Source organism: Mesorhizobium sp. M0802 (genome assembly GCF_040320115.1).
Lineage (GTDB): Bacteria > Pseudomonadota > Alphaproteobacteria > Rhizobiales > Rhizobiaceae > Mesorhizobium.
Genome location: NZ_JAMYOY010000001.1, coordinates 140,585 through 161,009, shown reverse-complemented (window position 1 = coordinate 161,009; position 20,425 = coordinate 140,585). Strand labels below are relative to the sequence as shown.

At 62.3% G+C, this 20,425-nt stretch carries 28 protein-coding genes; 18 read left to right on the top strand and 10 right to left on the bottom strand.

The features are described from left to right. Positions 1 to 23 precede the first annotated feature (23 nt). Positions 24 to 638: a glutathione S-transferase family protein gene (locus tag NKI10_RS00815; RefSeq protein WP_352858019.1), complete on the bottom strand. Its 615-nt coding sequence runs from the start codon at positions 636 to 638 to the stop codon at positions 24 to 26. A 218-nt stretch (positions 639 to 856) separates the two neighbouring features. Here NKI10_RS00815 and NKI10_RS00810 point away from each other — a divergent pair, with 218 nt between their 5' ends. Then, the gene (locus NKI10_RS00810) at positions 857 to 1,285 is read left to right on the top strand and encodes a VOC family protein (RefSeq protein ID WP_023705894.1); all 429 of its coding nucleotides are present in this window, start codon (positions 857 to 859) and stop codon (positions 1,283 to 1,285) included. 71 nt (positions 1,286 to 1,356) lie between these two features. Continuing rightward, complete coding sequence (locus NKI10_RS00805; protein WP_023683729.1) at positions 1,357 to 1,710, top strand: DUF1428 domain-containing protein; 354 nt, start codon at positions 1,357 to 1,359, stop codon at positions 1,708 to 1,710. A 7-nt stretch (positions 1,711 to 1,717) separates the two neighbouring features. On the opposite strand, the gene NKI10_RS00800 is transcribed toward NKI10_RS00805, so the two are convergent. Further along, positions 1,718 to 3,352 carry a tetratricopeptide repeat-containing sulfotransferase family protein gene (locus tag NKI10_RS00800; protein ID WP_352858016.1) on the bottom strand — a complete coding sequence of 545 codons (1,635 nt, stop codon included), beginning with the start codon at positions 3,350 to 3,352 and terminating at the stop codon, positions 1,718 to 1,720. A gap of 203 nt (positions 3,353 to 3,555) precedes the next feature. After that, the gene (locus NKI10_RS00795) at positions 3,556 to 3,738 is read right to left on the bottom strand and encodes a hypothetical protein (protein ID WP_023705895.1); all 183 of its coding nucleotides are present in this window, start codon (positions 3,736 to 3,738) and stop codon (positions 3,556 to 3,558) included. Between the two features lie 323 nt (positions 3,739 to 4,061). Between NKI10_RS00795 and NKI10_RS00790 the strand changes: the two genes are divergently transcribed. Genes NKI10_RS00790 through NKI10_RS00780 form a run of 3 tightly spaced genes read left to right on the top strand, consistent with a single transcriptional unit; the run spans position 4,062 to position 4,769 of the window. Beyond that, a complete protein-coding gene (locus NKI10_RS00790; RefSeq protein ID WP_023701590.1) occupies positions 4,062 to 4,331 on the top strand; it encodes a hypothetical protein in 270 nt (89 codons plus the stop codon). After that, the gene (locus NKI10_RS00785) at positions 4,328 to 4,594 is read left to right on the top strand and encodes a hypothetical protein (RefSeq protein ID WP_023683726.1); all 267 of its coding nucleotides are present in this window, start codon (positions 4,328 to 4,330) and stop codon (positions 4,592 to 4,594) included. Before NKI10_RS00790 ends, NKI10_RS00785 begins: the two co-directional genes overlap by 4 nt. 37 nt (positions 4,595 to 4,631) lie before the next feature. Then, complete coding sequence (locus NKI10_RS00780) at positions 4,632 to 4,769, top strand: hypothetical protein (protein WP_023695786.1); 138 nt, start codon at positions 4,632 to 4,634, stop codon at positions 4,767 to 4,769. A 556-nt stretch (positions 4,770 to 5,325) separates the two neighbouring features. Here the strand turns inward: NKI10_RS00780 and NKI10_RS00775 are convergent. Next, positions 5,326 to 5,739, bottom strand: coding sequence for a Kazal-type serine protease inhibitor domain-containing protein (locus tag NKI10_RS00775; RefSeq protein WP_023672018.1), 414 nt, complete (start codon positions 5,737 to 5,739; stop codon positions 5,326 to 5,328). Between the two features lie 484 nt (positions 5,740 to 6,223). On the opposite strand from NKI10_RS00775, the gene NKI10_RS00770 reads away from it, so the two are divergent. The 3 genes from NKI10_RS00770 to NKI10_RS00760 all read left to right on the top strand — a co-directional run bounded on the left by NKI10_RS00770 (position 6,224) and on the right by NKI10_RS00760 (position 7,619). After that, positions 6,224 to 6,436: a cold-shock protein gene (locus NKI10_RS00770; RefSeq protein ID WP_006202520.1), complete on the top strand. Its 213-nt coding sequence runs from the start codon at positions 6,224 to 6,226 to the stop codon at positions 6,434 to 6,436. Positions 6,437 to 6,788: 352 nt separating this feature from the next. Further along, a complete protein-coding gene (locus tag NKI10_RS00765; protein ID WP_023672019.1) occupies positions 6,789 to 7,001 on the top strand; it encodes a cold-shock protein in 213 nt (70 codons plus the stop codon). A gap of 192 nt (positions 7,002 to 7,193) precedes the next feature. Next, entirely contained in the window at positions 7,194 to 7,619 is a 426-nt protein-coding gene (locus NKI10_RS00760) for a BA14K family protein (RefSeq protein WP_023672020.1), read from the top strand. A gap of 65 nt (positions 7,620 to 7,684) precedes the next feature. Here the strand turns inward: NKI10_RS00760 and NKI10_RS00755 are convergent, their stop codons facing one another. The 3 genes from NKI10_RS00755 to NKI10_RS00745 form a co-directional block, all read right to left on the bottom strand. Further along, entirely contained in the window at positions 7,685 to 8,323 is a 639-nt protein-coding gene (locus NKI10_RS00755) for an MBL fold metallo-hydrolase (protein WP_023695789.1), read from the bottom strand. 230 nt (positions 8,324 to 8,553) lie between these two features. Beyond that, positions 8,554 to 8,868: a hypothetical protein gene (locus NKI10_RS00750; protein WP_023672022.1), complete on the bottom strand. Its 315-nt coding sequence runs from the start codon at positions 8,866 to 8,868 to the stop codon at positions 8,554 to 8,556. Between the two features lie 145 nt (positions 8,869 to 9,013). Next, entirely contained in the window at positions 9,014 to 9,907 is an 894-nt protein-coding gene (locus NKI10_RS00745) for a branched-chain amino acid aminotransferase (protein WP_023672023.1), read from the bottom strand. 244 nt (positions 9,908 to 10,151) lie between these two features. Between NKI10_RS00745 and NKI10_RS00740 the strand changes: the two genes are divergently transcribed. The 4 genes from NKI10_RS00740 (at position 10,152) to NKI10_RS00725 (ending at position 14,140) form a co-directional block, all read left to right on the top strand. Beyond that, entirely contained in the window at positions 10,152 to 10,685 is a 534-nt protein-coding gene (locus NKI10_RS00740) for a MarR family winged helix-turn-helix transcriptional regulator (RefSeq protein WP_023683723.1), read from the top strand. Then, a complete protein-coding gene (locus tag NKI10_RS00735; protein WP_023672025.1) occupies positions 10,672 to 11,391 on the top strand; it encodes a response regulator in 720 nt (239 codons plus the stop codon). Before NKI10_RS00740 ends, NKI10_RS00735 begins: the two co-directional genes overlap by 14 nt. Positions 11,392 to 11,479: 88 nt before the next feature. Then, positions 11,480 to 12,895: an ATP-binding protein gene (locus tag NKI10_RS00730; RefSeq protein WP_023672026.1), complete on the top strand. Its 1,416-nt coding sequence runs from the start codon at positions 11,480 to 11,482 to the stop codon at positions 12,893 to 12,895. A gap of 222 nt (positions 12,896 to 13,117) precedes the next feature. Further along, a complete protein-coding gene (locus tag NKI10_RS00725) occupies positions 13,118 to 14,140 on the top strand; it encodes a glycosyltransferase family 4 protein (protein WP_352858012.1) in 1,023 nt (340 codons plus the stop codon). A 10-nt stretch (positions 14,141 to 14,150) separates the two neighbouring features. On the opposite strand, the gene NKI10_RS00720 is transcribed toward NKI10_RS00725, so the two are convergent. The 3 genes from NKI10_RS00720 to NKI10_RS00710 all read right to left on the bottom strand — a co-directional run bounded on the left by NKI10_RS00720 (position 14,151) and on the right by NKI10_RS00710 (position 15,635). Further along, positions 14,151 to 14,510 (bottom strand): tRNA-binding protein, encoded by a 360-nt coding sequence (locus NKI10_RS00720; protein ID WP_023672028.1) that lies wholly within the window; start codon positions 14,508 to 14,510, stop codon positions 14,151 to 14,153. 6 nt (positions 14,511 to 14,516) lie between these two features. Beyond that, positions 14,517 to 15,017, bottom strand: coding sequence for a type III secretion system chaperone family protein (locus NKI10_RS00715; protein WP_006202532.1), 501 nt, complete (start codon positions 15,015 to 15,017; stop codon positions 14,517 to 14,519). 315 nt (positions 15,018 to 15,332) lie between these two features. Continuing rightward, on the bottom strand, positions 15,333 to 15,635 hold the full coding sequence (locus NKI10_RS00710) for an accessory factor UbiK family protein (protein ID WP_023711152.1): 303 nt from the start codon (positions 15,633 to 15,635) through the stop codon (positions 15,333 to 15,335). Between the two features lie 155 nt (positions 15,636 to 15,790). On the opposite strand from NKI10_RS00710, the gene NKI10_RS00705 reads away from it, so the two are divergent. From NKI10_RS00705 to NKI10_RS00680, 6 genes are all read left to right on the top strand, one after another. Beyond that, complete coding sequence (locus tag NKI10_RS00705) at positions 15,791 to 15,949, top strand: hypothetical protein (RefSeq protein ID WP_245259839.1); 159 nt, start codon at positions 15,791 to 15,793, stop codon at positions 15,947 to 15,949. Between the two features lie 82 nt (positions 15,950 to 16,031). Beyond that, positions 16,032 to 16,271, top strand: a complete 240-nt coding sequence (locus NKI10_RS00700; RefSeq protein WP_023683720.1) for a BrnA antitoxin family protein — start codon at positions 16,032 to 16,034, stop codon at positions 16,269 to 16,271. A gap of 103 nt (positions 16,272 to 16,374) precedes the next feature. Continuing rightward, positions 16,375 to 17,259: a prolipoprotein diacylglyceryl transferase gene (gene lgt, locus NKI10_RS00695; protein ID WP_023713942.1), complete on the top strand. Its 885-nt coding sequence runs from the start codon at positions 16,375 to 16,377 to the stop codon at positions 17,257 to 17,259. Beyond that, positions 17,256 to 18,320, top strand: coding sequence for a class I SAM-dependent methyltransferase (locus tag NKI10_RS00690; RefSeq protein ID WP_352858007.1), 1,065 nt, complete (start codon positions 17,256 to 17,258; stop codon positions 18,318 to 18,320). Before lgt ends, NKI10_RS00690 begins: the two co-directional genes overlap by 4 nt. 151 nt (positions 18,321 to 18,471) lie before the next feature. Then, positions 18,472 to 19,266, top strand: coding sequence for a peptidoglycan editing factor PgeF (gene pgeF, locus NKI10_RS00685; protein ID WP_352858004.1), 795 nt, complete (start codon positions 18,472 to 18,474; stop codon positions 19,264 to 19,266). Continuing rightward, the gene (locus NKI10_RS00680) at positions 19,266 to 20,417 is read left to right on the top strand and encodes a M24 family metallopeptidase (RefSeq protein WP_352858001.1); all 1,152 of its coding nucleotides are present in this window, start codon (positions 19,266 to 19,268) and stop codon (positions 20,415 to 20,417) included. The genes pgeF and NKI10_RS00680 overlap by 1 nt, the downstream gene beginning before the upstream one ends. Positions 20,418 to 20,425: the final 8 nt, after the last annotated feature.

The window sequence follows — 20,425 nt, the reverse complement described above, 5'->3', positions numbered from 1 at the left end:
GGCCGCCGCGGGGCGACCGTTGCTCAGTCATGCGTATCGCCAGACAGCGGCGTCGCCTGCATCGATCGGCGCTTTTCGAACGCCTCGAACCAGCGCGTCAGCCGCGCCCGCGCGCGAAAGGACGGCAGCTGGCGGAACGCCATCCACGACAGCGTGGTGGCAAGCGCTATATGGCCGATATGGAGCGATGTCTCGTCGTCCAGCGCGCTTTCGATCCAGTCATAGCTGGCCTCGATTTTTTCCCGGTAGCCTTCGGCAAGCGCCGCATAGCGCAACTGTTCGGGCCGCCTTTCCGTCTCCCAGCGCAGGCCTATGCCCGTCTGCGCCAGGCCTTGGGCGACCGCCTGCAGCCGCAACGCCTGCCAGCGCGCTTCGCCGTCCTGCGGCAGCAATTTGCGGCCGTCATGCAGCGTATCGAGATAGGCGCAGATGACATCGGAATCGAAGAGCGGCGACGCATCCGGCCGCAGCAGCACCGGCACCTCGCCGAGCGGGTTTTCGGCGTAGACACGGGCATTGCGCAAGGTCGGGCTGGTCTCGTGATGAATGACCTCGAGCCGGTCGGCAAGCCCGACCTCATGGGCGAAGACGAGCGCCTTGCGCGCAAAGGGCGAATGGGTCTGGTAATAGAGGATCATTGTCGTCTCAGCGGGTTGAAGAAGCGGTCCCCTTTCTAGCCTGCTGACAGCGAGGATTGCGCTCTGATTGTGCGCCGCCGACGCAAGTTCATTTCACCCAAAAATCGCATCGGCCCAAAAAATCGCATCAGACATGTAGGATTGCCGCCGCCTCGTTCGTCCTGAGGTTCGCAAAGGCCAGACCAAGCGCCCAGACCAAACCCAAAGAGGAACAAGACATGACCGACCAGACCCCCATTCAGCCGGCCGCGAAAGTTCTCGGTGGATTGACCCCCTATCTGCAGCTGGACGGCGCCTTCAAGGCCGCCGAATTCTACAAGAAGGCCTTCGGCGCCGAGCAGGTGTTCTTCTATCCGCCCGATGAGCAGGGCCGCACCATGCACATCCATCTCCACATCAACGGCTCGACGCTGATGATTTCCGATTTCTACCCCGAAAACGGCATGCCTGCCGTCAAGCCGCAGGGCTATACCATGCAGCTCCATCTCGGCGCCGACGAGATCGATGGCTGGTGGAAGCGCGCGGTCGATGCCGGCTGCGAAGTCGCAGTGCCGCTGCAGCTGATGTTCTGGGGCGACCAGTGGGGCAACATGCGCGATCCCTTCGGGGTCGAATGGGCGATGAACGCGCCGGCGAAGAAAGACTGACCACCGCTGACAAAGCTCCTCACCGGCTGACGCCGGTAAGGAGCTTTGTGAGATACTCCAAGGAGAACCTGATGTCCTATGTCGATGGTTTCGTGCTCGCCGTGCCGAAGGCAAATATCGATGATTACAAGAAGCTGGCCAACCTCGCAGGCCCGATATGGAAGGAACACGGAGCGCTCGCCTATGTCGAATGTATCGCCGACGATGTGCCCTATGGTGAGTTGACCTCGTTTCCGCGTGCCGTTCAGGCAAAAGACGACGAGATCGTCGTCTTCGCCTGGGCCGTCTATTCATCCAGGCAAAGCCGCGACGCGGTAATGGCCAAGGTTATGGCCGATCCGCGTTTGACGCCCGATTTGGGGCCTATGCCCTTCGATATGAAGCGCATGATCTTCGGCGGCTTCCAGCCCTTCATCGAGCTTTAGCCGCTGCTCAGGCCAGCTTGTCCAGCAGCGGCTTCAACCTGTCGCCATAGCGCTTCCAGAGATCGACCGAGCCCCGATACATCGGCTGGCGCACCTGCGCGGCCGAGGCCGTGCGCACCGGGCGGTCGGTCTCGTGGAACGACAGCGCCTTGTCGTCCCAGGACAGGCCGAGATGCCCGATCAGCGCCCGCGTCTGTCCCTCTTGGTCGGCCACGAAATCCTCGTAACGCACGTTATGCACGACGCCCGGCAGAACATCGTGCCAATGCGCCATGATGTCGGTGTAGATATTGTGGAAATCGGCGAGCTCGCCCAGATCATAGCCGTAGCGGTGGTTGTCGCCGCGGAAATGCACCTTGTAGATCGAAAGGCAGGTCGCCGCCGCATCGCGCGCGCAATGGATGATCTTGGCTTTCGGCAGCATCATATGGATGAAGCCGATGAGCAGGAAGTTGCCGGGCATCTTGTCGGTGACATGCCTGAAGTTGGGATAGCGCTCATGCAGCATGTCGAGATAGGCTTGGCCCGCCTCCGCAAACTCCGCGTCGGATACATCGACCAGTCCCCAGGGGAAACCTCCCGGCATGGTCAGCGGAAATTGCTTGCCGACCGCGGTTTTCAACATGCTGAGCTCGCCCGCGCCATAGACTTGTGGATGGCTGGCGATGATCTGTTCGACCAGCGTGGTGCCGGAGCGCGGCATGCCGACGACGAAAATCGGGGTGTCGTCGGAGATTGCACTTGGCTTGTGCTTTTCGAAAAAGCCGGCGTTGAACACCGTCTTCATCGCCTCGAATTCGGCCCGCGTCCTGACCGGATCATAATCGATGCCCTTGCGGCGGATCGCATTGCCTTCAGCGAAATAGTCGAAGGCCCTGTTGTAGTCCTTCAAATCGTCATTGGCCTTGCCGAGACCGAAGGACAGCTGCATGCGCGCCAGGCTGTCGGCCGGCGCCTTGGCATGCTGGGCCTCCATGCCGGCGAGTTCGGCGTCGCGCTCCTTCTGGCGCTTGACCTGCGTCAGCATCAGCCAGGCCTTTGCCATGCCTGGCGTGATCGCCAACGCCTGCCGAAACAGGTCTGCCGCTTCATCGAGCTTGCCTTTTTCCATCAGCCCGACGCCGAGCCCATGCAACAGGTCGGCATCCCGGGGCCGGATCGTCAGCGCCTCGCGAAAGGTCGCCAGCGCCTCATCCAGACGACCGGCTTCCTGCAACGTTTCGGCAAGCCCGATGCGGGCGCGGACATGGAAGGGATTGCGCCCGATTGTGCCGCGATAGATGTCCTCCGCAGCCTCGAACTGGCCGAGCTGTTTCAACGCCGAACCCAGATTGTCGCGTGCCGCGAGCTGGTCGGGCTTGAGATCGACCGCGCCGCGGAAGAAATCGGCGGACGCGGCAACGCGGCCGAGATCGCGCATCACCGTGCCGAGATTGTTGAGGAAATCGGGATTCTTCGGCTGCAGACGCACAGACTGCTCGATCAGCTCCAGCCCTTCGGGGCTGCGCCCGGTCTGGTGCAGCAACAGGCCCAGGAAATGCGCCGCTGCCGGGTGATTGGCCTTGCGCGCCAGCACCTGCCGGTACAGCGTCTCGGCCTCCTGCCGGCGCCCGGCCTGATGCAGCTGCAGCGCCTGCTGCACATATTGGTCGAGGCCCAGCGGCGGCTGTCCGCCAGCTCCAGCACCCGCCGCTCTTCTCTGATCTCTGTTGATGGGAAACCTGCCGTGTTTTGTCCGCTTGCCGCGATCTAGGCCATCGGCGCTGCAGGTTCAAGGGAAGAGTGGGCTCGCCAAGGGCGCGGACCTCTTCGAAACTCTAGAGGAATTCCAGGAAAATGTAGCGTTCAAATCAGCCGGTTGCTCTCGGCGAGCCGGCGCTCCCGCCGTTGCGTGCCGTCGGTGTCGGCAATCTTGCGCCGTGCCGCTTCGTCGCTTCTTATCGTCAGGCGCACTGACATTGCCTTGGGGAAGAGGACGATTGGCTCGATTGTTGCGGTCGGACGATCCGGCGTTTTCATGAATCTCATATATTTTTGCCTTTCGTAAAAAATAATCTTAGGGGCACCGGAATAATTATTCCGATGCGCTCTAAATAAGAAATTGGCTGATATTGTTCCACGATAGCAGATTTATTAGGGGTTTATACGAGAAATTTTTTATACCGGTCGAGCCGTGGCGGAAATCAGCTTGAATAGCCAACAATTTCGGATTATTGATCTGAGATCGTTTTTTGGGTCAAGCTTGGCATATAGCGGCGTCGGAGATACTCGACCCGCCAAACTCATTCCAATCGCCGATGGTTGAGTTCCCGGTTGATGCCGGAAAGCATCGACGAACCAGAGCCAAGCCAATGCCGGATCGCACCACCCGTTCCATCGCCCATTTCGCGGCACCCTTCGTGCTTAGCGGGCTGGAAGGGCAACTGCCGGCCGGCGACTATGACATCGATCACGACGAAGAGCTGATCGAGGGCATGTCGCGGCTTGCCTGGCGTCGCGTCGCCACCTTCATCCATTTGCCGGCAAGGGCGGTGAAGAACCCGGCCACCAGCCAGCTTGTCGCCATCGACTACCTCGAACTCGAAACAGCGCTGAGGCGCGACCAGGAGAACGCAGCATGATCCGCTTCCAGCAGAATGCGCGTCCGCGCACCGACACGCCCTCGCACCTCTTCGCCGTCGGCCAGACCGTGCGCATGAAGAGCCGCAGCGGGCTCGCCCAGAAGACCGCCGAGCTGTTTCAGATCAAGAGCAGATTGCCGGTCAAGGATGGCTCGCCGCAATATCGCATCCGCAGCGAGCAGGAGACCTATGAGCGGGTCACCACGGAAGACAACCTCGAAGTGGCGGACGCCCCGGCTGTCCCCGACAGCCCGGCCGTCTGACACCGCACCCACCCAGCACGTACGAAGGAGCAGACAGATGGCCAAGGGTCAGCAGCGCAGCAATCGCGAAACGCGCAAGCCCAGGAAAGACAAGGTGGTGGCCAAGGCCGCCTCCCCGTTCGGTTCCTCGGTCAAGCAAGCCGAGAGCAGCCTGAAGCCGAAGTCGAAGGGCTGACCAGGCAGGGCGCGCCTGGCGCACCTGCCGGCAATGGACTGACGATCTCGGACTGACGATCTCGCGCAAAACTCTGCAACGGAGGCTTGCTTGACGTTCTTCGTCGAGCCGCTCGCGCGACGTCGACGAAGCCACGCTCGACAAGGTATCGCTGGACGCGCCGAACCTGCGCGCCGCCCTGCAGGGCGCCACCGCGCTGTTCCACAGCCTCGCCATGCCGCAGATCCCCGACCGTCTGCGCATTTGCGACGAGGACGGCGCAGAGCTTTATGCCGGCCCGGCCGACGGGGCGTATTCGGCGTAGGCAACCACTCCGATCCGCGACCTTGCCTTCTTCCCTTGGAGGTGAGAAGCGGTCCGCGCAGCAGACGAAAAGCCAATTGTTGGCTTTTCGAGTTTCGAACGCCCTGAGCCTGCGAAGGACCAAGGGTGGTCCGGTCCACCCGCCCGGTCCCCGCTGCTTCGCAGGGTCCCGGCATTCGCCGCCTTTTTTATCGTGTCAGTGGGACGGTGAATTCGCCTCCGGCGGACTCACCCGACAGGGGAGAAGGAAAAATCAGCAGGGGCCGTCCTCGACGACGCGGTAGTCGGCGGCACGGGCCTCGCAGGCGTTGGGAAAGGTGCGCAGCTCGCCATGGCGGCGGGCGCAGACCGGGGCGTATTCGCGCGTGCAGAATGTCGGCTCTTCGCCACCACCGCCACCACCGCCGCCGTCGCGGCAAGGGCCGTCGCGAACGATGCGGTAGCCTTCCCGTTCGGCAAGGCAGGCATTGGCGAAGGTCTGGCGGTCACCGCCGCGCCGCGCGCAGACCGGCTCGTATTGCCTGGTGCAGAATTCCGGTTCCGGCCGTGGCGGGCGCGGACGTGGTCCCGGCCCGTCATCGACGACGACGGTGCAGGCCGCAAGAAGACCCGACAGGAAGAGAATAGTAAAACCCTGGCGCGAGAAGATCGTCGCAAGAAATCTCATGAATATGCCTCCCTCGAGACCCCCGTCCCCGGCGCAAAACGCGCCTGTCGATCCTCGCCATTGCCTTGCCAAATGCAACCCCCGTTTGCGGCGCGGGAGCCATGCGATGCCCGGCCCGCGCATTGGTTTGGCCCTGGACCAGACCGCTGGACCATGCGTGGCCGGGCTCTGGCTGATGAACTCTTAAGAACCCAGGTTTATCGAAGCGCCTTCGTTGGGATGCGTCGATGGACGCGGCCCGCGGCGCTATCTTGCAACGATCACGTTTCCGTGCGATAAATTTTGTGTTCGGGCATTTGCGACCCGGAGAGCGGAACGTTTTGGACGACCTTTCCCCGATACTGTGAATCTCTGACGGCCCCGTTTTCGGCGGGGGGTTTTACCATGCGCAAATGCAGGACTGCCGAAGCAACCACCGGGACTTGCCCACGATGCCAGGCGGCGGGCAAACCATAAGACTGACACGGGTGAAGGAGTTTCCCCAATGGCCCAGACCGGCACCGTTAAATTCTTCAACGCGACCAAAGGCTTCGGCTTCATCACGCCCGACGGCGGCGCCAAGGATGTGTTCGTCCACATTTCCGCGATCGAGGCCTCGGGCCTGCGTACCCTCGTCGACGGCCAGAAGGTCACCTTCGACGTTGAACCCGACCGCATGGGCAAGGGTCCGAAGGCGGTCAACCTCCGCGCGGCCTGAACCGGCGGTGCCCGCGCGCCCGTCAGGGCGCTCGAAAAAGCACCTCAAGCGTGTTTGAACCGGCTTTGTCAGCCGTCCAGAGTTTCGAAGGCGCGACGTTTCTGGTCGCGCCTTTTTCATGTCCGCCGTCGCCGCAGGCAAAGGACGCTCTACCGGTCCATGGCGTGGCTGATCGCCGGAGCAATCGTCTGGCGCGAATTGCCTTCGGTGCAACAATCTATTTGACCAGCCTTCAGCGTTGCCGCCCTGGCCAAAACTTTCTCTTGCCGATAGCGCTAAAATAAAGGACAAATTTCCCTTCGGGCATTTGCCGGCCCGAAACTGGACTTTATGGGATCAAAGGGAGCTTCCCATGCCGCAGACCGGCACCGTCAAATTCTTCAATCATGCCAAAGGCTTCGGCTTCATTACACCCGACGACGGGCAGAAGGATGTCTTCGTTCATATTTCGGCCGTGCAGGCTTCGGGTCTTTCCGGTCTGGAGGATGGACAGAAAGTGACATTCGACACCGAGCCGGACAAGCGCGGCAAGGGTCCGAAGGCCGTCAACCTGTCGGTCGGCTAAGCCGGCTCAAGACAGTCCGGACGGAGATTGACGAGGCGGAGCGCCTTGCGTACGCGCTTGGTTTTGCCGCAAGAACTGGATCGTATCAGCCAATTCCGTTCAGCCCCCGTTCAGCCACGGTCTTCTATTAATCGTCCCCTAGGCTGGACCGCATCCCCGAAAACTATCCGGGCCGGCACGAAGGAGACCAAAATGAATCGCATTTTCAAGACCGCCATCCTGGGCGCCGCTCTCGCCGCGACCACCCTCGCCACCTTGCCTGCCGCCAATGCCAAGGACTGGAACCGCTGGCATCATGGCCATGGTCGTCATCATAATGGCGACGCGCTTGCGGCCGGTGTCGTCGGCCTTGCGGCCGGCGCTCTGATCGCCGGTGCGCTGAGCAACCCGCAGCCGCGCTACAGCAGCTATGATGACGATTACGACTACCGCGAAGTGCGGCCGGCGCCGGTGCGCCGTTACTATGCCGAACCGCGGGTCGTCTATGCCGACCGCTATGCCGAGCCGTGGACCCGCGACTGGTACGAATACTGCTCGGACCGCTACCGGAGCTTCAATGCCCGCAGCGGCACGTTCACCGGCAATGACGGTGAGCAGCATTTCTGCGTCGCGAATTGAGCTTCCCTGTCCCACAAAAAGCGCTGACCGCAAGGCCAGCGCTTTTTTTTGGCAGAAAGACATCGCTAAGTCAGGAAGGGATTGGTCCGCCTCTCCTCGCCAAAGCGGCCACCCGGGCCGTGGCCGCAGATGAAGCCGATCTCGTCACCGAGCGGCAAAAGCTTGTTCTTAATCGAGGCGATCAGCGCCGCATGGTCGCCGCCCGGCAGGTCGGTGCGCCCGACCGAGCCGCGAAACAGCACGTCGCCGACATGAGCGAACTTCGCCGCGCGATTGTAGTATACGACATGGCCGGGCGCATGGCCGGGGCAGTGCAGCACCTCGAACATATGTGAGCCGAACGAAACCGTCTCGCCCTCTGCGAGAAACCGGTCGGGCACGCAGTTGCGCGCCCCGGCAATGCCGTAGCGCTGGCCCTGGTTCTCGAGATTGTCGAGCAATAGCTTGTCGGCTTCGTGCGGGCCGATGATCTCGATGCCGAGTGCTTCCTTCAGCTCCATGGCGCCGCCGGCGTGATCGATGTGGCCATGGGTGATCCAGATCGCAGCGGCGGTGATCGCATTGTCCTTCAGCACCGCCAGCACCTTGTCGATGTCGCCGCCCGGATCGACGACGACGCCATGCTTGTCATCCATGTCGAACAGGATGGTGCAGTTCTGCTGGAAAGGCGTGACCGGCACGATGCCGGCATTGAGCTGACCCATGATTGTCCTTTCGCTGTTCCAGCGTGATGTAGAGGCGCGGGCGAAGGCCGTCCACTGCTGAAAGGCAAACAGTCCGTCCCAAAACAGAAATGGGCGGCCCAACGGCCGCCCATTTGACGAAGCCTGAGTCTCGGGCAATTCCAGGAAAAGTGTAAAGCGGTTTTCCGTCCGGAATTGGGTAAAACAACAAACTAGATCATTCGCCGTGAAACGGTGAATGATCTAGAGGCTTACTTCTTCATCGCGCCCATGACCGCACCGATGATGCCGGTCAGGATGGCGCCGCCGCCGGCGCCGCCGAGCAGGTTTTTGAGGTTCAGCGTATCGCCCAATCCGCCCGCTGCCGTTGCAGCCGCTGCCGGGTCGGCCGTGCCGCCGAGCAGGCTGCCGAGGATCGCCGCCCCGCCGACGCCGCCAACCGCGCCGCCGAGGATTTTGGTCAACTGGCCCATCGCCGCATTCTTCAGCGCAACGCCGACCGCCTGACCACCGACAACACCTGCAATTACCTGTACAACGAGCGCAATGAGCGTATTCGTATCCATGTACCTAGTCCCTCCATAGCTGCCAGCCTCCCGGGCCGACACCATCATGAGACGCTGAATTGTACGAAAGTCAAATGCACAGATGCTGAAATAAAGGGGCCGGCCTCAAAACCGCCCCTGCTTGCGAAAAAAGCTGTGACTTTCGTTATTCTGCGGCTATCGCATGCTTAGGTTGCACCGCAGCAGAATAGTCGTTCATCAAAGTCTTGGCGATCTCGCCGACCTCGAATCGGTACGGACCGATCTCGGAGACCGGCGTCACTTCCGCTGCCGTTCCGGTGAGGAAGCACTGTTCGAAGCCTTCGAGTTCCTCAGGCATGATGGCGCGCTCGACGACTTCAAGGCCGCGGTCCTTGGCGAGGCCGATGACGGTGCGGCGGGTGATGCCGTCGAGGAAGCAATCGGGCTTCGGCGTGTGGATCTTGCCATCCTTGACGAAGAAGATGTTGGCGCCCGTTGCTTCGGCGACCTGGCCGCGCCAGTCGAGCATCATGGCATCGGCATAGCCCTTGGCCTCGGCGGCATGCTTGGACATGGTGCAGATCATGTAGAGGCCGGCGGCTTTCGACTTCGACGGCGCGGTGCGCGGATCGGGCCGGCGCCATTCCGCCAGATCGAGACGGATGCCCTTGAGCTTCTGCGCCGGGTCGAAATAGCTCGGCCATTGCCAGATGGCGATGGCGCAGTTGATGCGGCTGTTCTGCGCCGACACCCCCATCTGTTCGCTGCCGCGCCAGGCGATCGGCCTGACATAGGCGTCCTGGAAACCCTGCTTCTTCAGAAGCGTGGTCGAGGCGTCATTGAGCTCGGCCACGGAATAGGGAATATTGAAGCCGAGCAGGCGCGCCGATTCATGCAGACGCTCGGTGTGCTCGTTGAGCTTGAAGATGGCGCCGCCATAGGCGCGCTCGCCCTCGAAGACGGCGCTGGCATAGTGCAGGCCGTGGGTCAGCACGTGGATCTTGGCATCGGCCCATTTGACGAACTCGCCGTTGATCCAGATGAAGCCGTCCAGTTGGTCGAAGGGAACGGATGCCATGGAAACCTCCCGCGGGCGGCGACCCGCACATCATTAGTGTTGTTCTTGTTGCGCGACAGCCGCGTCGGGCGGCCCTTGAAGCGTAAGCGGAGAATCGAACTCTGGCAAACTCAGGAAGTTCCGGAAAAACCGCACTCCCTTGCCTTTTCGTTCGCATTCAGCCGAAAAGCTTGTCAAAAATTACCATTGCGGGGAAATTACGTCAATAGTACTGACATAATTTCCCTCTATGGACGGAGAAATGATGACGGATCGAAGCCCAGCTGCCGGAAAACCGATCAAGACGCCGATCACCGACGAGGACGGCATCGACTTCGCCATCATCGAACTGTTCTTCTTTGCGTATCGCGATTTCACTTCCGATCCGGACCAGATCCTGGCCGATTACGGCTTTGGCCGCGCCCATCACCGGGTGCTGCATTTCGTCAACCGCCGGCCGGGACTGACGGTCGCTGAACTGCTCGACGTGCTCAAGATCACCAAGCAGAGCCTGGCGCGGGTGCTCAAGCAGTTGATCGACACCGACCATATCGTGCAATTGCAGGGTCCGCGCGACCGCCGCCAGCGGGAGCTCTATCCGACAGCCAAGGGGCGCGCCCTGGCGCTGGCCCTGGCGCGGCCACAGTCACGCCGCATCCGTGCTGCATTGGAAGATTCCGGAGCCAGCGAGCGTCCCTTGATCGAACGATTCCTGGAAGCCATGGTCAATCCGGAACTAAGGGCGCAGATCGACATTGTGCCTGCAAACATGTCAGGGAAAAGCCATGGAGACCATTGAGAGGGTGGACCAGCCGACGGCGCCGGACGATGACGCGCCGCATCTGCTTGTGGTCGACGACGACACCCGCATTCGCAATTTGCTCAAGCAGTATCTGACCGAAAATGGTTTTCGCGTCACAGTCGCCGGAAATGCCGGCGAGGCCAGGCGAAAGCTTGCAGGACTCGACTTCGACCTCCTTGTCCTCGACGTCATGATGCCCGGAGAGACCGGCGTCGACCTCACCAAGGCGCTGCGGGCGGAGAAGAACGTACCGATCCTGATGCTCACCGCGCTATCGGAAACCGACAGCCGCATCACTGGGCTCGAGGCCGGCGCCGACGACTATCTGCCCAAGCCCTTCGACCCGCGCGAACTGATCCTGCGCATCAATAACATTCTGCGCCGCGGCGGCCCGGCGACGACGCCCAAGGTCGAGCAGCTGGTCTTCGGCCCCTACACCTTCCAGATCGCCAGGCGCGAGCTGAAGCGGGGCGGCGAGGCGCTGAAGCTGACCGACCGCGAGCAGGAGATCTTGGCGATCTTTGCCGCGCGGGCCGGCGAAACGATCCCGCGTCACGAGCTTGTCGGCGACGATTCGGAAGTCGGCGAGCGCACCATCGACGTCCAGATCAACCGCCTGCGCCGCAAGATCGAGCGCGATCCGTCCAATCCGGTCTGGCTGCAGACGGTGCGCGGTATTGGGTATCGGCTCAGCGTGGAATAGAATGCCGCTGACGGCCGCCCTTGGCCATAGATGTGTGGCCATCGACCAGCGGCATCGACCAGCGGCCATTGACCCAGCGAAAGGACAAATGGCGACCACGCAACTGGAACGGCCGGAACAGGGCGGCTTTGGCGCGCGCGTATCACGCGCGCTGAAAGCAATGCCGCGTGCCTGGAAGCGGTTCTGGCGGCTGGTTGCGTTCTATATGCCCAAGCGGCTTTATGCCCGCTCGCTGATCATCGTCATCGCGCCGATGATCCTTCTGCAGTCGGTCGTCGCCTTCGACTTCATGGAACGCCACTGGGCAACCGTGACGCAGCGCCTGTCGCAGGCCACCGTGCGCGACATCGCCGCGATCATCGACATGATCGAGACCTATCCGCACGATGGCGACTACGCGAACATCATCCGCATCGCCCAGGACCGCATGCAGTTGAAGGTCGACCTCTTGCCGCCCGACCCGTTGCCGGCGCCTGGACCCAAGCCCTTCTTCTCGATCCTTGACGACGTCCTTTCCACCGAGATCACCCGCCAGATCAACCGCCCGTTCTGGATCGACACGGTCGGCAATTCCAACATCGTCGAGGTCCGCATCCAGCTCGAGGGCAAGGTGCTGCGCGTCTTCGTGCGCCGCAGCCAGGCCTATGCCTCCAACACCCACATCTTCCTGATCTGGATGGTCGGGACGTCACTGGTGCTGCTGACGATTGCCATCCCCTTCCTTCGCAACCAGATCCGGCCGATCCTGTCTCTGGCCGAGGCCGCCGAAAGCTTCGGCAAGGGCCGGCCGATGCCGCGCGATTTCCGCCCACGCGGCGCCGAGGAGGTTCGCCGGGCCGGCTTTGCCTTCATCCAGATGCGCGAGCGCATCGAACGCCAGCTGGAACAGCGCACCGCCATGCTGACCGGCGTCAGCCACGATCTCAGAACCATCCTCACCCGCTTCAAGCTGCAGCTGGCGCTGGCCGGCGGCAAGCCCGAGACCAAGGCCGCGCTCAACCAGGACATCGACGACATGCAGTCGATGCTGGAAGGCTATATCGCTTTTGCCCGCGGCGAAGCGTCGGAAGATGCCGGCCATTTCGATCTCGAGGCCTATTTCCAAAAGCTCGGCGAGGAGGCGTCGCTGCACAAGCGCAAGCTATCGACCGTGCTTGCCGGTGATCCGGACGTGCATGTGCGCCCGCACGCTTTCGCCCGGCTGTTGTCCAATGTCGCCGGCAATGCCTTGCGCTATGCCAAGACGGTGGAGATCAGCGCCGATCACGGCCGCGGCTCACTCGTCGTCACCATCGACGATGACGGTCCGGGCATCCCGCCGGAAAAGCGCGAGGACGTGTTCAAACCGTTCGTGCGGCTCGACGAGGCGCGCAACCTCGACGCCAGCGGCACCGGCCTTGGTCTCTCTATCGCCCGCGATATTGCCCGCAGCCATGGCGGCGACATCATGCTGGAAGACAGCCCGCTCGGCGGCCTGCGGGCGGTGATCAAAGTGCCCGCCTGACCAAAGCATGATCTGGAAGTCGGGCTCGGCCAAAAACCACCTTCATCCGCGCGTCATGAAACCATGGTCAAGAGCGCGCATGAAGCGCGCGACCTCAGTTGATTCGGCTCAGCCGCCTTACTTCGACCTCGTGCCTGCCCGGGTGCGGTGGAGCGAAGCGAGGGCAGCCGGGCCGTACCGCTATCGCATCAAGGCAACCGTCGACCCGAGCAAAGGACCGCCATGCGCATCCTGATGGTCACCGACGCCTGGCGGCCGCAAGTCAACGGCGTCGTCCACACGCTGGAGCGGCTCACCGAAACGCTGAAAACCTTCGACGTTGCGGTCGACTTCCTGACCCCGAACATCTTTCGCACCTTGCCGTTGCCGACCTACCCCGACATCAGGCTGGCGCTGACCACGCCCGGCCATGTCGCGCGGCTGATCGAGGCTCGCAAGGCCGACCATATCCATATCGTCACCGAAGGCCCGCTCGGCATCATGGCGCGGCGCTATTGCCGCAATGCCGGCCGTCCCTTCACCACCAGCTATCACACCCGCTTTCCCGAATATCTCAGCGCCCGCCTGCCGGTGCCGGAGAGCTGGGCCTATCGCTGGCTGCGTGATTTCCACAATTCCGGACAAGGCACGCTGGTCGCCACCCAGTCGCTGGCGGAGGACCTTGCGTCGCGAGGCTTCACCAAGCTCAGGCCGTGGACGCGGGGCGTCGACACCGATCACTTCCGCCCCGACAAGAAGAAGGACCTCGGCTTCCCTGCCCCGGTATTCCTGTGCGTCGGCCGCGTCGCCATCGAGAAGAACCTGAGCGCCTTCCTCGATCTCGACTTGCCCGGCAGCAAGGTGATCGTCGGCGAAGGACCGGAACTGGCCAGGCTCAGGGCGAAGTACCCGCAGGCGCATTTCCTCGGCCATCGCCCGAACGATGAGCTGGCCGAGATCTACGCCTCGGCTGATGTTTTCGTCTTCCCCAGCCGCACCGACACGTTCGGCAACGTCATCATCGAGGCGCTGGCCAGCGGCACGCCGGTGGCCGCCTATCCGGTCACCGGACCGATCGACATTGTCGGCGACGGCATCGGCGGCGCGGTGTCGACCGATCTGCGCGAGGCCTCGCTCGCCGCGCTCAATGTCGACCGCGCCGAGGCGCGCGAACGCGCCATGCGCTACAGTTGGAAAGCCTGCGCCGAAATGTTCATGGACACGGTCGAAGAGGCGCTGAGCACAAGGCGCAAGCTGGCCGCCTGACGCAATCTTCCTAAAACAACCTGCCGCCGTCCGGCACCTTGCGCTCGATGGCGCCAAGGACCACGGCGCCTTCCTCATCAGGGAAGCCGAGCGTGAGCACTTCGGACATGAACGGACCGATCTGGCGCGGCGGGAAATTCACCACCGCAAACACCTGCCGTCCCACCAGCGTTTCCGGCGCATAGTATTTCGTGATCTGTGCCGAGGATTTCTTCACGCCGATCTCAGGGCCGAAATCGATCTTCAGCTTGAAGGCGGGTTTGCGCGCCTCGGGGAAAGGCTCGGCCTCGACGATCGTGCCGGCACGGATGTCGACACGATCAAAATCGGCAAAGCTGATCTCGGGCTTGCGCGCGCTGCTCGAACTCATGGAAGCTCAAGCGTTGCCATAGGTCTCGAACAGGACACCGGCCAGCGCATCCTTGGCCGAGGTTCCCGACCAGACAACGAACTGGAAGGCCTGGAAATAGCATTCGCAGGCTTCAAGCGCCGACGACAAAAGCACCTCGACCTGCTGGCTCGACGGTTCGACCCCGCCGGCAAGCAGCAGCGACTGGCGAAACATGATCGCGCCCTCCTGCTCCCAGAGATCGAAATGGCCAAACAGCATCTGCTCGTTGATCAGCGACAACAGCCGCATCACTTCCAGCGCGCGGGCTTCCGGCACCTTGATGTCGAAAGCACAGGCCAGATGCAGCGCCTCGAAATCCTCCATCCATGAGAAGGAGACGTGATAGTCGGTCCAGCTGCCGGCAACCGAGATCGAGATTTCGTCATCGCCGGCCCGTTCGAAGGACCAGTCATTGTTATGGGCGACCTGCTCGATGACATCCACCGGATGGATTTCGCGGGAGAATTCGAGTTCGAGAAGTTCCATGGAATGCTTCCTGTGTTCAGGGGAGCGCCACACGCTCCGCGGGGCACACACGACGAACAATTTGTCTTGAACTCGGACGGCCAGGACTTCACGACACAAAGACCCCGGACCGGACCCCACCGCCCGGCCGCATGACCCTGCTCCGAATCATGCAACAAATTCAGTCTATTGATCGGGAGTCGCGTGAACAGCCTAATTTTTCGCACTGCGTCATCAGCATGTGGAAAGGCGCTGTCACAAAGATTCATGCATTGCCGGTAAACGATTCACGGCAAAGCACTTTTTCGGATTGTGCTTTGTGGAAAAGTTTAAATTTTATTTTTTTGCTTTGGGCTTTGCCGCAGCCGCAGGTGCGGCCTGTCCGGTCAATTCGGCAAGCCTGGCCTCGAGCGCGTCGATGCGGGCGGCCAGCCTGGTGTTTTCTTCGCGGGCCTTGGCAGCCATGTCGCGGGCAGCCTCGAACTCCTCGCGCTGCACCACATCCATGGTGTTGAGGATGCGCTCGGCCTGCCCCTTGAAGGCAGTCTCCACCTCGCGGCGCACGCCTTGTGCGGCACCCGCAGCATCGGTCATCAGCTTGGCGAATTCATCGAGAATGCGGTTCGGTCCGGTTGACATGGCAAATCCTCGCTTGCTCGAATTGACGTAGTGGCACTGCCTGCGGAATGCAAGAACGTTGAAGCTGGTGCGGCTTCATGTCGGACGCGATTTGGCTCACGGTCCGGCCGACAGATTGCTATTATCGCAAATGGATTCTTGGAACGACGGTTGCCGTGACGGACAGTGCGGACTTGGAGAAGCGCTTTGCAGCACTCGATGCAGCACTCGCAAAGGGCATTTCGGATGCCGATGCGGGCCGGGTCAAGCCTGGCGACGAGGTGCTGGACAGGCTTGAAGCCAAATACAGGGCAATGGCAGAGAGAACCAAGTGAAGTTACTGGTCTTCGCAGACCAGCGGCCTAGTTTTCCTCACGACTTGCTCAGGCAAGAGTCACTCTCATTCAGGATCAACCAATGGCAACGCCCCCGCGCCGACCGACCAATCCGATGGAAGCCGCTGAAGCGGCCTTCAAGCCGGTCAAGAAACCCGCGCCTCCCATTCGCGAACCCTCCGCCGCACCAAACGTTCGCGAGCTTGTCTCGATCAGGATCGATCGCGCCGTGCTCGACCATTTCCAGGAAGATGGCCCCGGCTGGCAAGACAGGATCAACGATGCGCTCAGGCAATTGGTCGCCGGCAAGCCGCAGGGTTGAGCCCATTATCTCTGACGATCAGGCTGTCGTCACCTTGCCTTGACCCAGCCAAAACCCTGCCGCATGGTCCGCGCCCTAACGCGAGCCCTCCCAGGAGATCCTGTTGAACGACTATTTCCCGCTGCCGATGGCGTCGCTGTCCTTCCCCAACATCGACCCGATCCTGGTTCAGATCGGCCCGCTGGCTGTGCACTGGTACGGCATCGGCTATATCGTCGGCATCCTGTTCGCCTGGTGGTACGCCAAGCGGCTCGTCACCAACACAAGGCTGTGGCCTGATGGCGTCTTGCCGATGAAGCCGATCGACCTCGACGATTTCATCGTCTGGGCCGCCGTCGGCGTCGTGCTCGGCGGACGCACCGGCTATGTGCTTTTCTACGATTTAAAGCGCTATATCGACCACCCGCTCGACATCTTCGCCGTCTGGCAGGGCGGCATGTCGTTCCATGGCGGCCTGCTTGGCGTCATCCTCGCCATGACGCTGTTTTCCCTCAAGCGCGGCATCCGCACCTGGACGCTGTTCGACGTGGTGGCAGCCGGCGTGCCGGTCGGGCTCGGCCTCGTCCGCATCGCGAACTTCGTCAATGCCGAACTCTGGGGTCGCGTGACCGACGTGTCGTGGGGCGTCGTCTTCTGCAACGAGCGTCTCCAGCAGACCGTGGCGGGTTGTGTCGCGGGCCTGGAGCCTCGCCATCCGAGCCAGCTCTACGAAGCGCTGCTCGAGGGCGCGGTGCTGTTCCTGGTCCTGCGCTTCCTCACCCATTCGCGGCTGAAGCTGAAGACGTCGCGCTTTGTCGGCGGCGCCTTCATTTGCGGCTACGGCCTGTCACGCATCTTCGTCGAGTTCTTCCGCGAGCCCGACCAGCAGCTCGGCTACCTCCTCGGCGGCTGGCTCACCATGGGCATGGTGCTGTCGCTGCCGATGGTGCTGGCCGGCATCTGGGCGATGGCCACCGCCAAACCGGCGCCGCAACCACAGCCGGCATGACACGGCTGAAGACCCGCATCGTCGACCTGATCGGCGCGCTCGGGCCCCTCCCCGTCAACGAGTACATGGCGCTCTGCCTTTTCGATCCCAGCGACGGCTACTACACCACGCGCGAGCCGTTCGGCGCCGCCGGCGACTTCGTCACCGCACCCGAGATCAGCCAGATGTTCGGCGAACTCGTCGCCGTCTGGCTCTATCAGGCCTGGCTGGCGATCGGCCGACCGCTGCCGGTCACCATCGCGGAGATCGGGCCTGGCCGCGGCACGCTGATGAAGGACATGCTTCGCACCCTGACGCGGCTCGATCCGGCTATCGCCGCCGGAGCGTCCTTCGCTCTGGTCGAGACCAGCCCGCGGCTAACCGAAATCCAGAAGCAGACGCTTGCCGAAAGTTCGGTTGAGCTCGGCTGGCACGAAACCATCGCCACGCTACCGCAGGCGCCGTTGCTGATCGTCGGCAACGAATTGTTCGATGCCGTGCCGATCCGCCAGTTCATCCGCGCCGGCGTCGGCTGGCGCGAACGGGTGATCGGCCTCGATGTCTCAGACGAGTTGAGCTTCTTCGCCGGCGCTGGCTCGGTCGAGGCGACGCTGCTGCCGGAAGACGCCACCGAGGCGCCACAAGGCTCTATTTTCGAAATAGCACCGGCCCGCGCGGCACTGATGGCGACCATTGCCGAACGCATAGCCGACCACGGCGGCGCCGGGCTGTTCCCCGATTACGGCCATCTCCAGCCCGGTTTCGGCGACACATTGCAGGCCGTGCGCAGGCACGCCCCCGAAGATGTGCTGGCCAATCCCGGCGAAGCCGATCTCACCGCCCATGTCGACTTCGCTGCACTGGCCGCCGTCGTGCGGGCGCATGGCCTCGATGTGGAATTGGCGACGCAGGGCGACTTTCTGCTTGGCATGGGATTGCTTGAGCGAGCTGGCCAGTTGGGCAGCCAGGCAAGCCAAGAGGCACGACAAACCATTGCCGATGCCGTCGAGCGCCTGGCCGGACCCGACGGCATGGGCACGCTGTTCAAAATCCTGAAAATCCTGCCGCATCAGCCAGTCTGACCCTCAGAGATCGTTACAAGCCGTCCCGCGACGCCGCCTATGGTCGCATGCCTGCTTTTGGCCAATGCAAAGTCGACGCAGCAGCACTGTCGCAATCACTCGGCCGAACTTCGCCTTGACGAAAACGCCGGCGCGGACAACAAACCCATCCATGCTGAATCAGACCAAACCGGATCCTGTTCGCTCGCCGCTGCTGGAAGCGGCCAAGCCGCGAGGTATCCGCCATGGCTATTTCACCCGTATCGGCGGCGTCTCCGGCGGCATCTATCAGGGACTTAACATCGGCACCGGGTCGGATGACGATCAGATGCTGGTCGCCGAGAACCGCCGCCGCGTCGCTGCCTGGATGGGTGTGCCGGCCAGCCATCTCCTGACCGCGCATCAGGTCCACTCGCCCGATGTCGTTATTGCCAGGGAACCCTTTCCCGGCCCGCGGCCCAAGGCCGACGCCATCGTCACCGACCGGCCGGGCATCGCCATCGGCGCCTCGACGGCCGATTGCGGCCCGGTGCTGTTCGCCGATGCTCAAGCGCGCATCATTGGCGCTGCACACGCCGGCTGGAAGGGCGCTTTCACCGGTGTGCTTGAAAACACCATTGCCGCGATGGAAAGCCTCGGCGCCCGCCGTGAGCGCATCATTGCGGTTCTCGGTCCTTCGATCGGCCCCGACAATTACGAGGTCGGGCCGGAATTCGTCTCCCGTTTCGTCGAAGCCGATGCCGAAAACATCGGCTATTTCGCGCCTTCGGCCAATCCGGCGCATGCAATGTTCGATCTCAACCTCTATACGGTCGACCGGCTGAAGAAGGCTGGCGTGACCGCGCAGGGGCTTGGCCGCTGCACCTATGCCGAGGAGGATCTCTTCTTTTCCTACCGGCGCGCGACGCATCGCAAGGAACCGGACTACGGTCGGCAGGTTTCGGCAATTGTTTTGGAGAACGGATAATGGCGCTGCATTTCGAACGGTCGGAATTTGACGCCCGGCGTGACCGGTTGATGATGGAGATGACGGAAAAGAAGCTCGATGCTGTACTGCTTTTCGCCCAGGAGAGCATGTACTGGCTAACCGGCTACGACACGTTCGGCTTCTGTTTCTTCCAGTGCCTGGTTGTGAAGGCTGACGGCTCGATGGTGCTGCTCACCCGCTCGGCCGATTTGCGCCAGGCGCGCCACACATCGATCATCGACAACATCGTGCTGTGGACCGACCGCGACGGCGCCAACCCGGCGGTCGACCTGCGCAACCTGCTCAACGACCTCAATCTCCTCGGCGCCCGCATCGGCGTCGAATACGACACCCATGGCCTGACCGCCTTCAATGGCCGCCGCGTCGACGAGCAGCTGCAGACCTTCGGCCAGATCGCCGACGCCTCCGGTATTGTCGGCCGTCTGCGCCTGTTCAAGAGCCCGGCTGAAATCGCCAAGGCCGAAAAGGCCGCCAACCTTTCCGACGACGCGCTCGACGCGGCCCTGCCGCTGATCAAGCAGGGCGGCGACGAAGCGCTGATCCTTGCCGCCATGCAGGGCGCGGTGTTTGCCGGCGGCGGCGACTATCCGGCCAATGAATTCATCATCGGCTCGGGCATCGACGCGCTGCTCTGCCGCTACAAGGCCGGGCGCCGCAAGCTGACCAAGAACGATCAGCTGACGCTCGAATGGGCCGGCGTGTTCCATCACTATCACGCGCCGATGATGCGCACCGTGCTGACCGGCAAGGCGTCGAAGCGCCATCAGGAGCTGTTCGACGCCGCCCGCGCGGCTCTTCTGGCGGTCGAGAAGGCGATGACGCCCGGCAACACCTTCGGCGACGTCTTCGACGCGCATGCCCGCACGCTGGAGGCGCACAGCCTGACCAAGCATCGGTTGAACGCCTGCGGCTATTCCGTCGGCGCCCGCTTCACCCCGTCCTGGATGGATATGCCGATGTTCTACCAGGGCAATCCCGAGCCGATCGCGCCCAACATGACATTGTTCGCGCACATGATCATCATGGACTCCGAAACCGAGACGGCGATGACGCTTGGCCGCACCTACCTGACCACCGAATCCCAGCCGAAGCCGCTTTCACGCCATGATCTCGACTTGATCGTACAGTGAATCCATAA

Coding starts and splice junctions, on each gene's coding strand:
- NKI10_RS00815 (WP_352858019.1), bottom strand. CDS start 638: ATGATCCTCTATTACCAGACCCATTCGCCCTTTGCGCGCAAGGCGCTC.
- NKI10_RS00810 (WP_023705894.1), top strand. CDS start 857: ATGACCGACCAGACCCCCATTCAGCCGGCCGCGAAAGTTCTCGGTGGA.
- NKI10_RS00805 (WP_023683729.1), top strand. CDS start 1,357: ATGTCCTATGTCGATGGTTTCGTGCTCGCCGTGCCGAAGGCAAATATC.
- NKI10_RS00795 (WP_023705895.1), bottom strand. CDS start 3,738: ATGAGATTCATGAAAACGCCGGATCGTCCGACCGCAACAATCGAGCCA.
- NKI10_RS00790 (WP_023701590.1), top strand. CDS start 4,062: ATGCCGGATCGCACCACCCGTTCCATCGCCCATTTCGCGGCACCCTTC.
- NKI10_RS00785 (WP_023683726.1), top strand. CDS start 4,328: ATGATCCGCTTCCAGCAGAATGCGCGTCCGCGCACCGACACGCCCTCG.
- NKI10_RS00780 (WP_023695786.1), top strand. CDS start 4,632: ATGGCCAAGGGTCAGCAGCGCAGCAATCGCGAAACGCGCAAGCCCAGG.
- NKI10_RS00775 (WP_023672018.1), bottom strand. CDS start 5,739: ATGAGATTTCTTGCGACGATCTTCTCGCGCCAGGGTTTTACTATTCTC.
- NKI10_RS00770 (WP_006202520.1), top strand. CDS start 6,224: ATGGCCCAGACCGGCACCGTTAAATTCTTCAACGCGACCAAAGGCTTC.
- NKI10_RS00765 (WP_023672019.1), top strand. CDS start 6,789: ATGCCGCAGACCGGCACCGTCAAATTCTTCAATCATGCCAAAGGCTTC.
- NKI10_RS00760 (WP_023672020.1), top strand. CDS start 7,194: ATGAATCGCATTTTCAAGACCGCCATCCTGGGCGCCGCTCTCGCCGCG.
- NKI10_RS00755 (WP_023695789.1), bottom strand. CDS start 8,323: ATGGGTCAGCTCAATGCCGGCATCGTGCCGGTCACGCCTTTCCAGCAG.
- NKI10_RS00750 (WP_023672022.1), bottom strand. CDS start 8,868: ATGGATACGAATACGCTCATTGCGCTCGTTGTACAGGTAATTGCAGGT.
- NKI10_RS00745 (WP_023672023.1), bottom strand. CDS start 9,907: ATGGCATCCGTTCCCTTCGACCAACTGGACGGCTTCATCTGGATCAAC.
- NKI10_RS00740 (WP_023683723.1), top strand. CDS start 10,152: ATGACGGATCGAAGCCCAGCTGCCGGAAAACCGATCAAGACGCCGATC.
- NKI10_RS00735 (WP_023672025.1), top strand. CDS start 10,672: ATGGAGACCATTGAGAGGGTGGACCAGCCGACGGCGCCGGACGATGAC.
- NKI10_RS00730 (WP_023672026.1), top strand. CDS start 11,480: ATGGCGACCACGCAACTGGAACGGCCGGAACAGGGCGGCTTTGGCGCG.
- NKI10_RS00725 (WP_352858012.1), top strand. CDS start 13,118: ATGCGCATCCTGATGGTCACCGACGCCTGGCGGCCGCAAGTCAACGGC.
- NKI10_RS00720 (WP_023672028.1), bottom strand. CDS start 14,510: ATGAGTTCGAGCAGCGCGCGCAAGCCCGAGATCAGCTTTGCCGATTTT.
- NKI10_RS00715 (WP_006202532.1), bottom strand. CDS start 15,017: ATGGAACTTCTCGAACTCGAATTCTCCCGCGAAATCCATCCGGTGGAT.
- NKI10_RS00710 (WP_023711152.1), bottom strand. CDS start 15,635: ATGTCAACCGGACCGAACCGCATTCTCGATGAATTCGCCAAGCTGATG.
- NKI10_RS00700 (WP_023683720.1), top strand. CDS start 16,032: ATGGCAACGCCCCCGCGCCGACCGACCAATCCGATGGAAGCCGCTGAA.
- NKI10_RS00690 (WP_352858007.1), top strand. CDS start 17,256: ATGACACGGCTGAAGACCCGCATCGTCGACCTGATCGGCGCGCTCGGG.
- pgeF (WP_352858004.1), top strand. CDS start 18,472: ATGCTGAATCAGACCAAACCGGATCCTGTTCGCTCGCCGCTGCTGGAA.
- NKI10_RS00680 (WP_352858001.1), top strand. CDS start 19,266: ATGGCGCTGCATTTCGAACGGTCGGAATTTGACGCCCGGCGTGACCGG.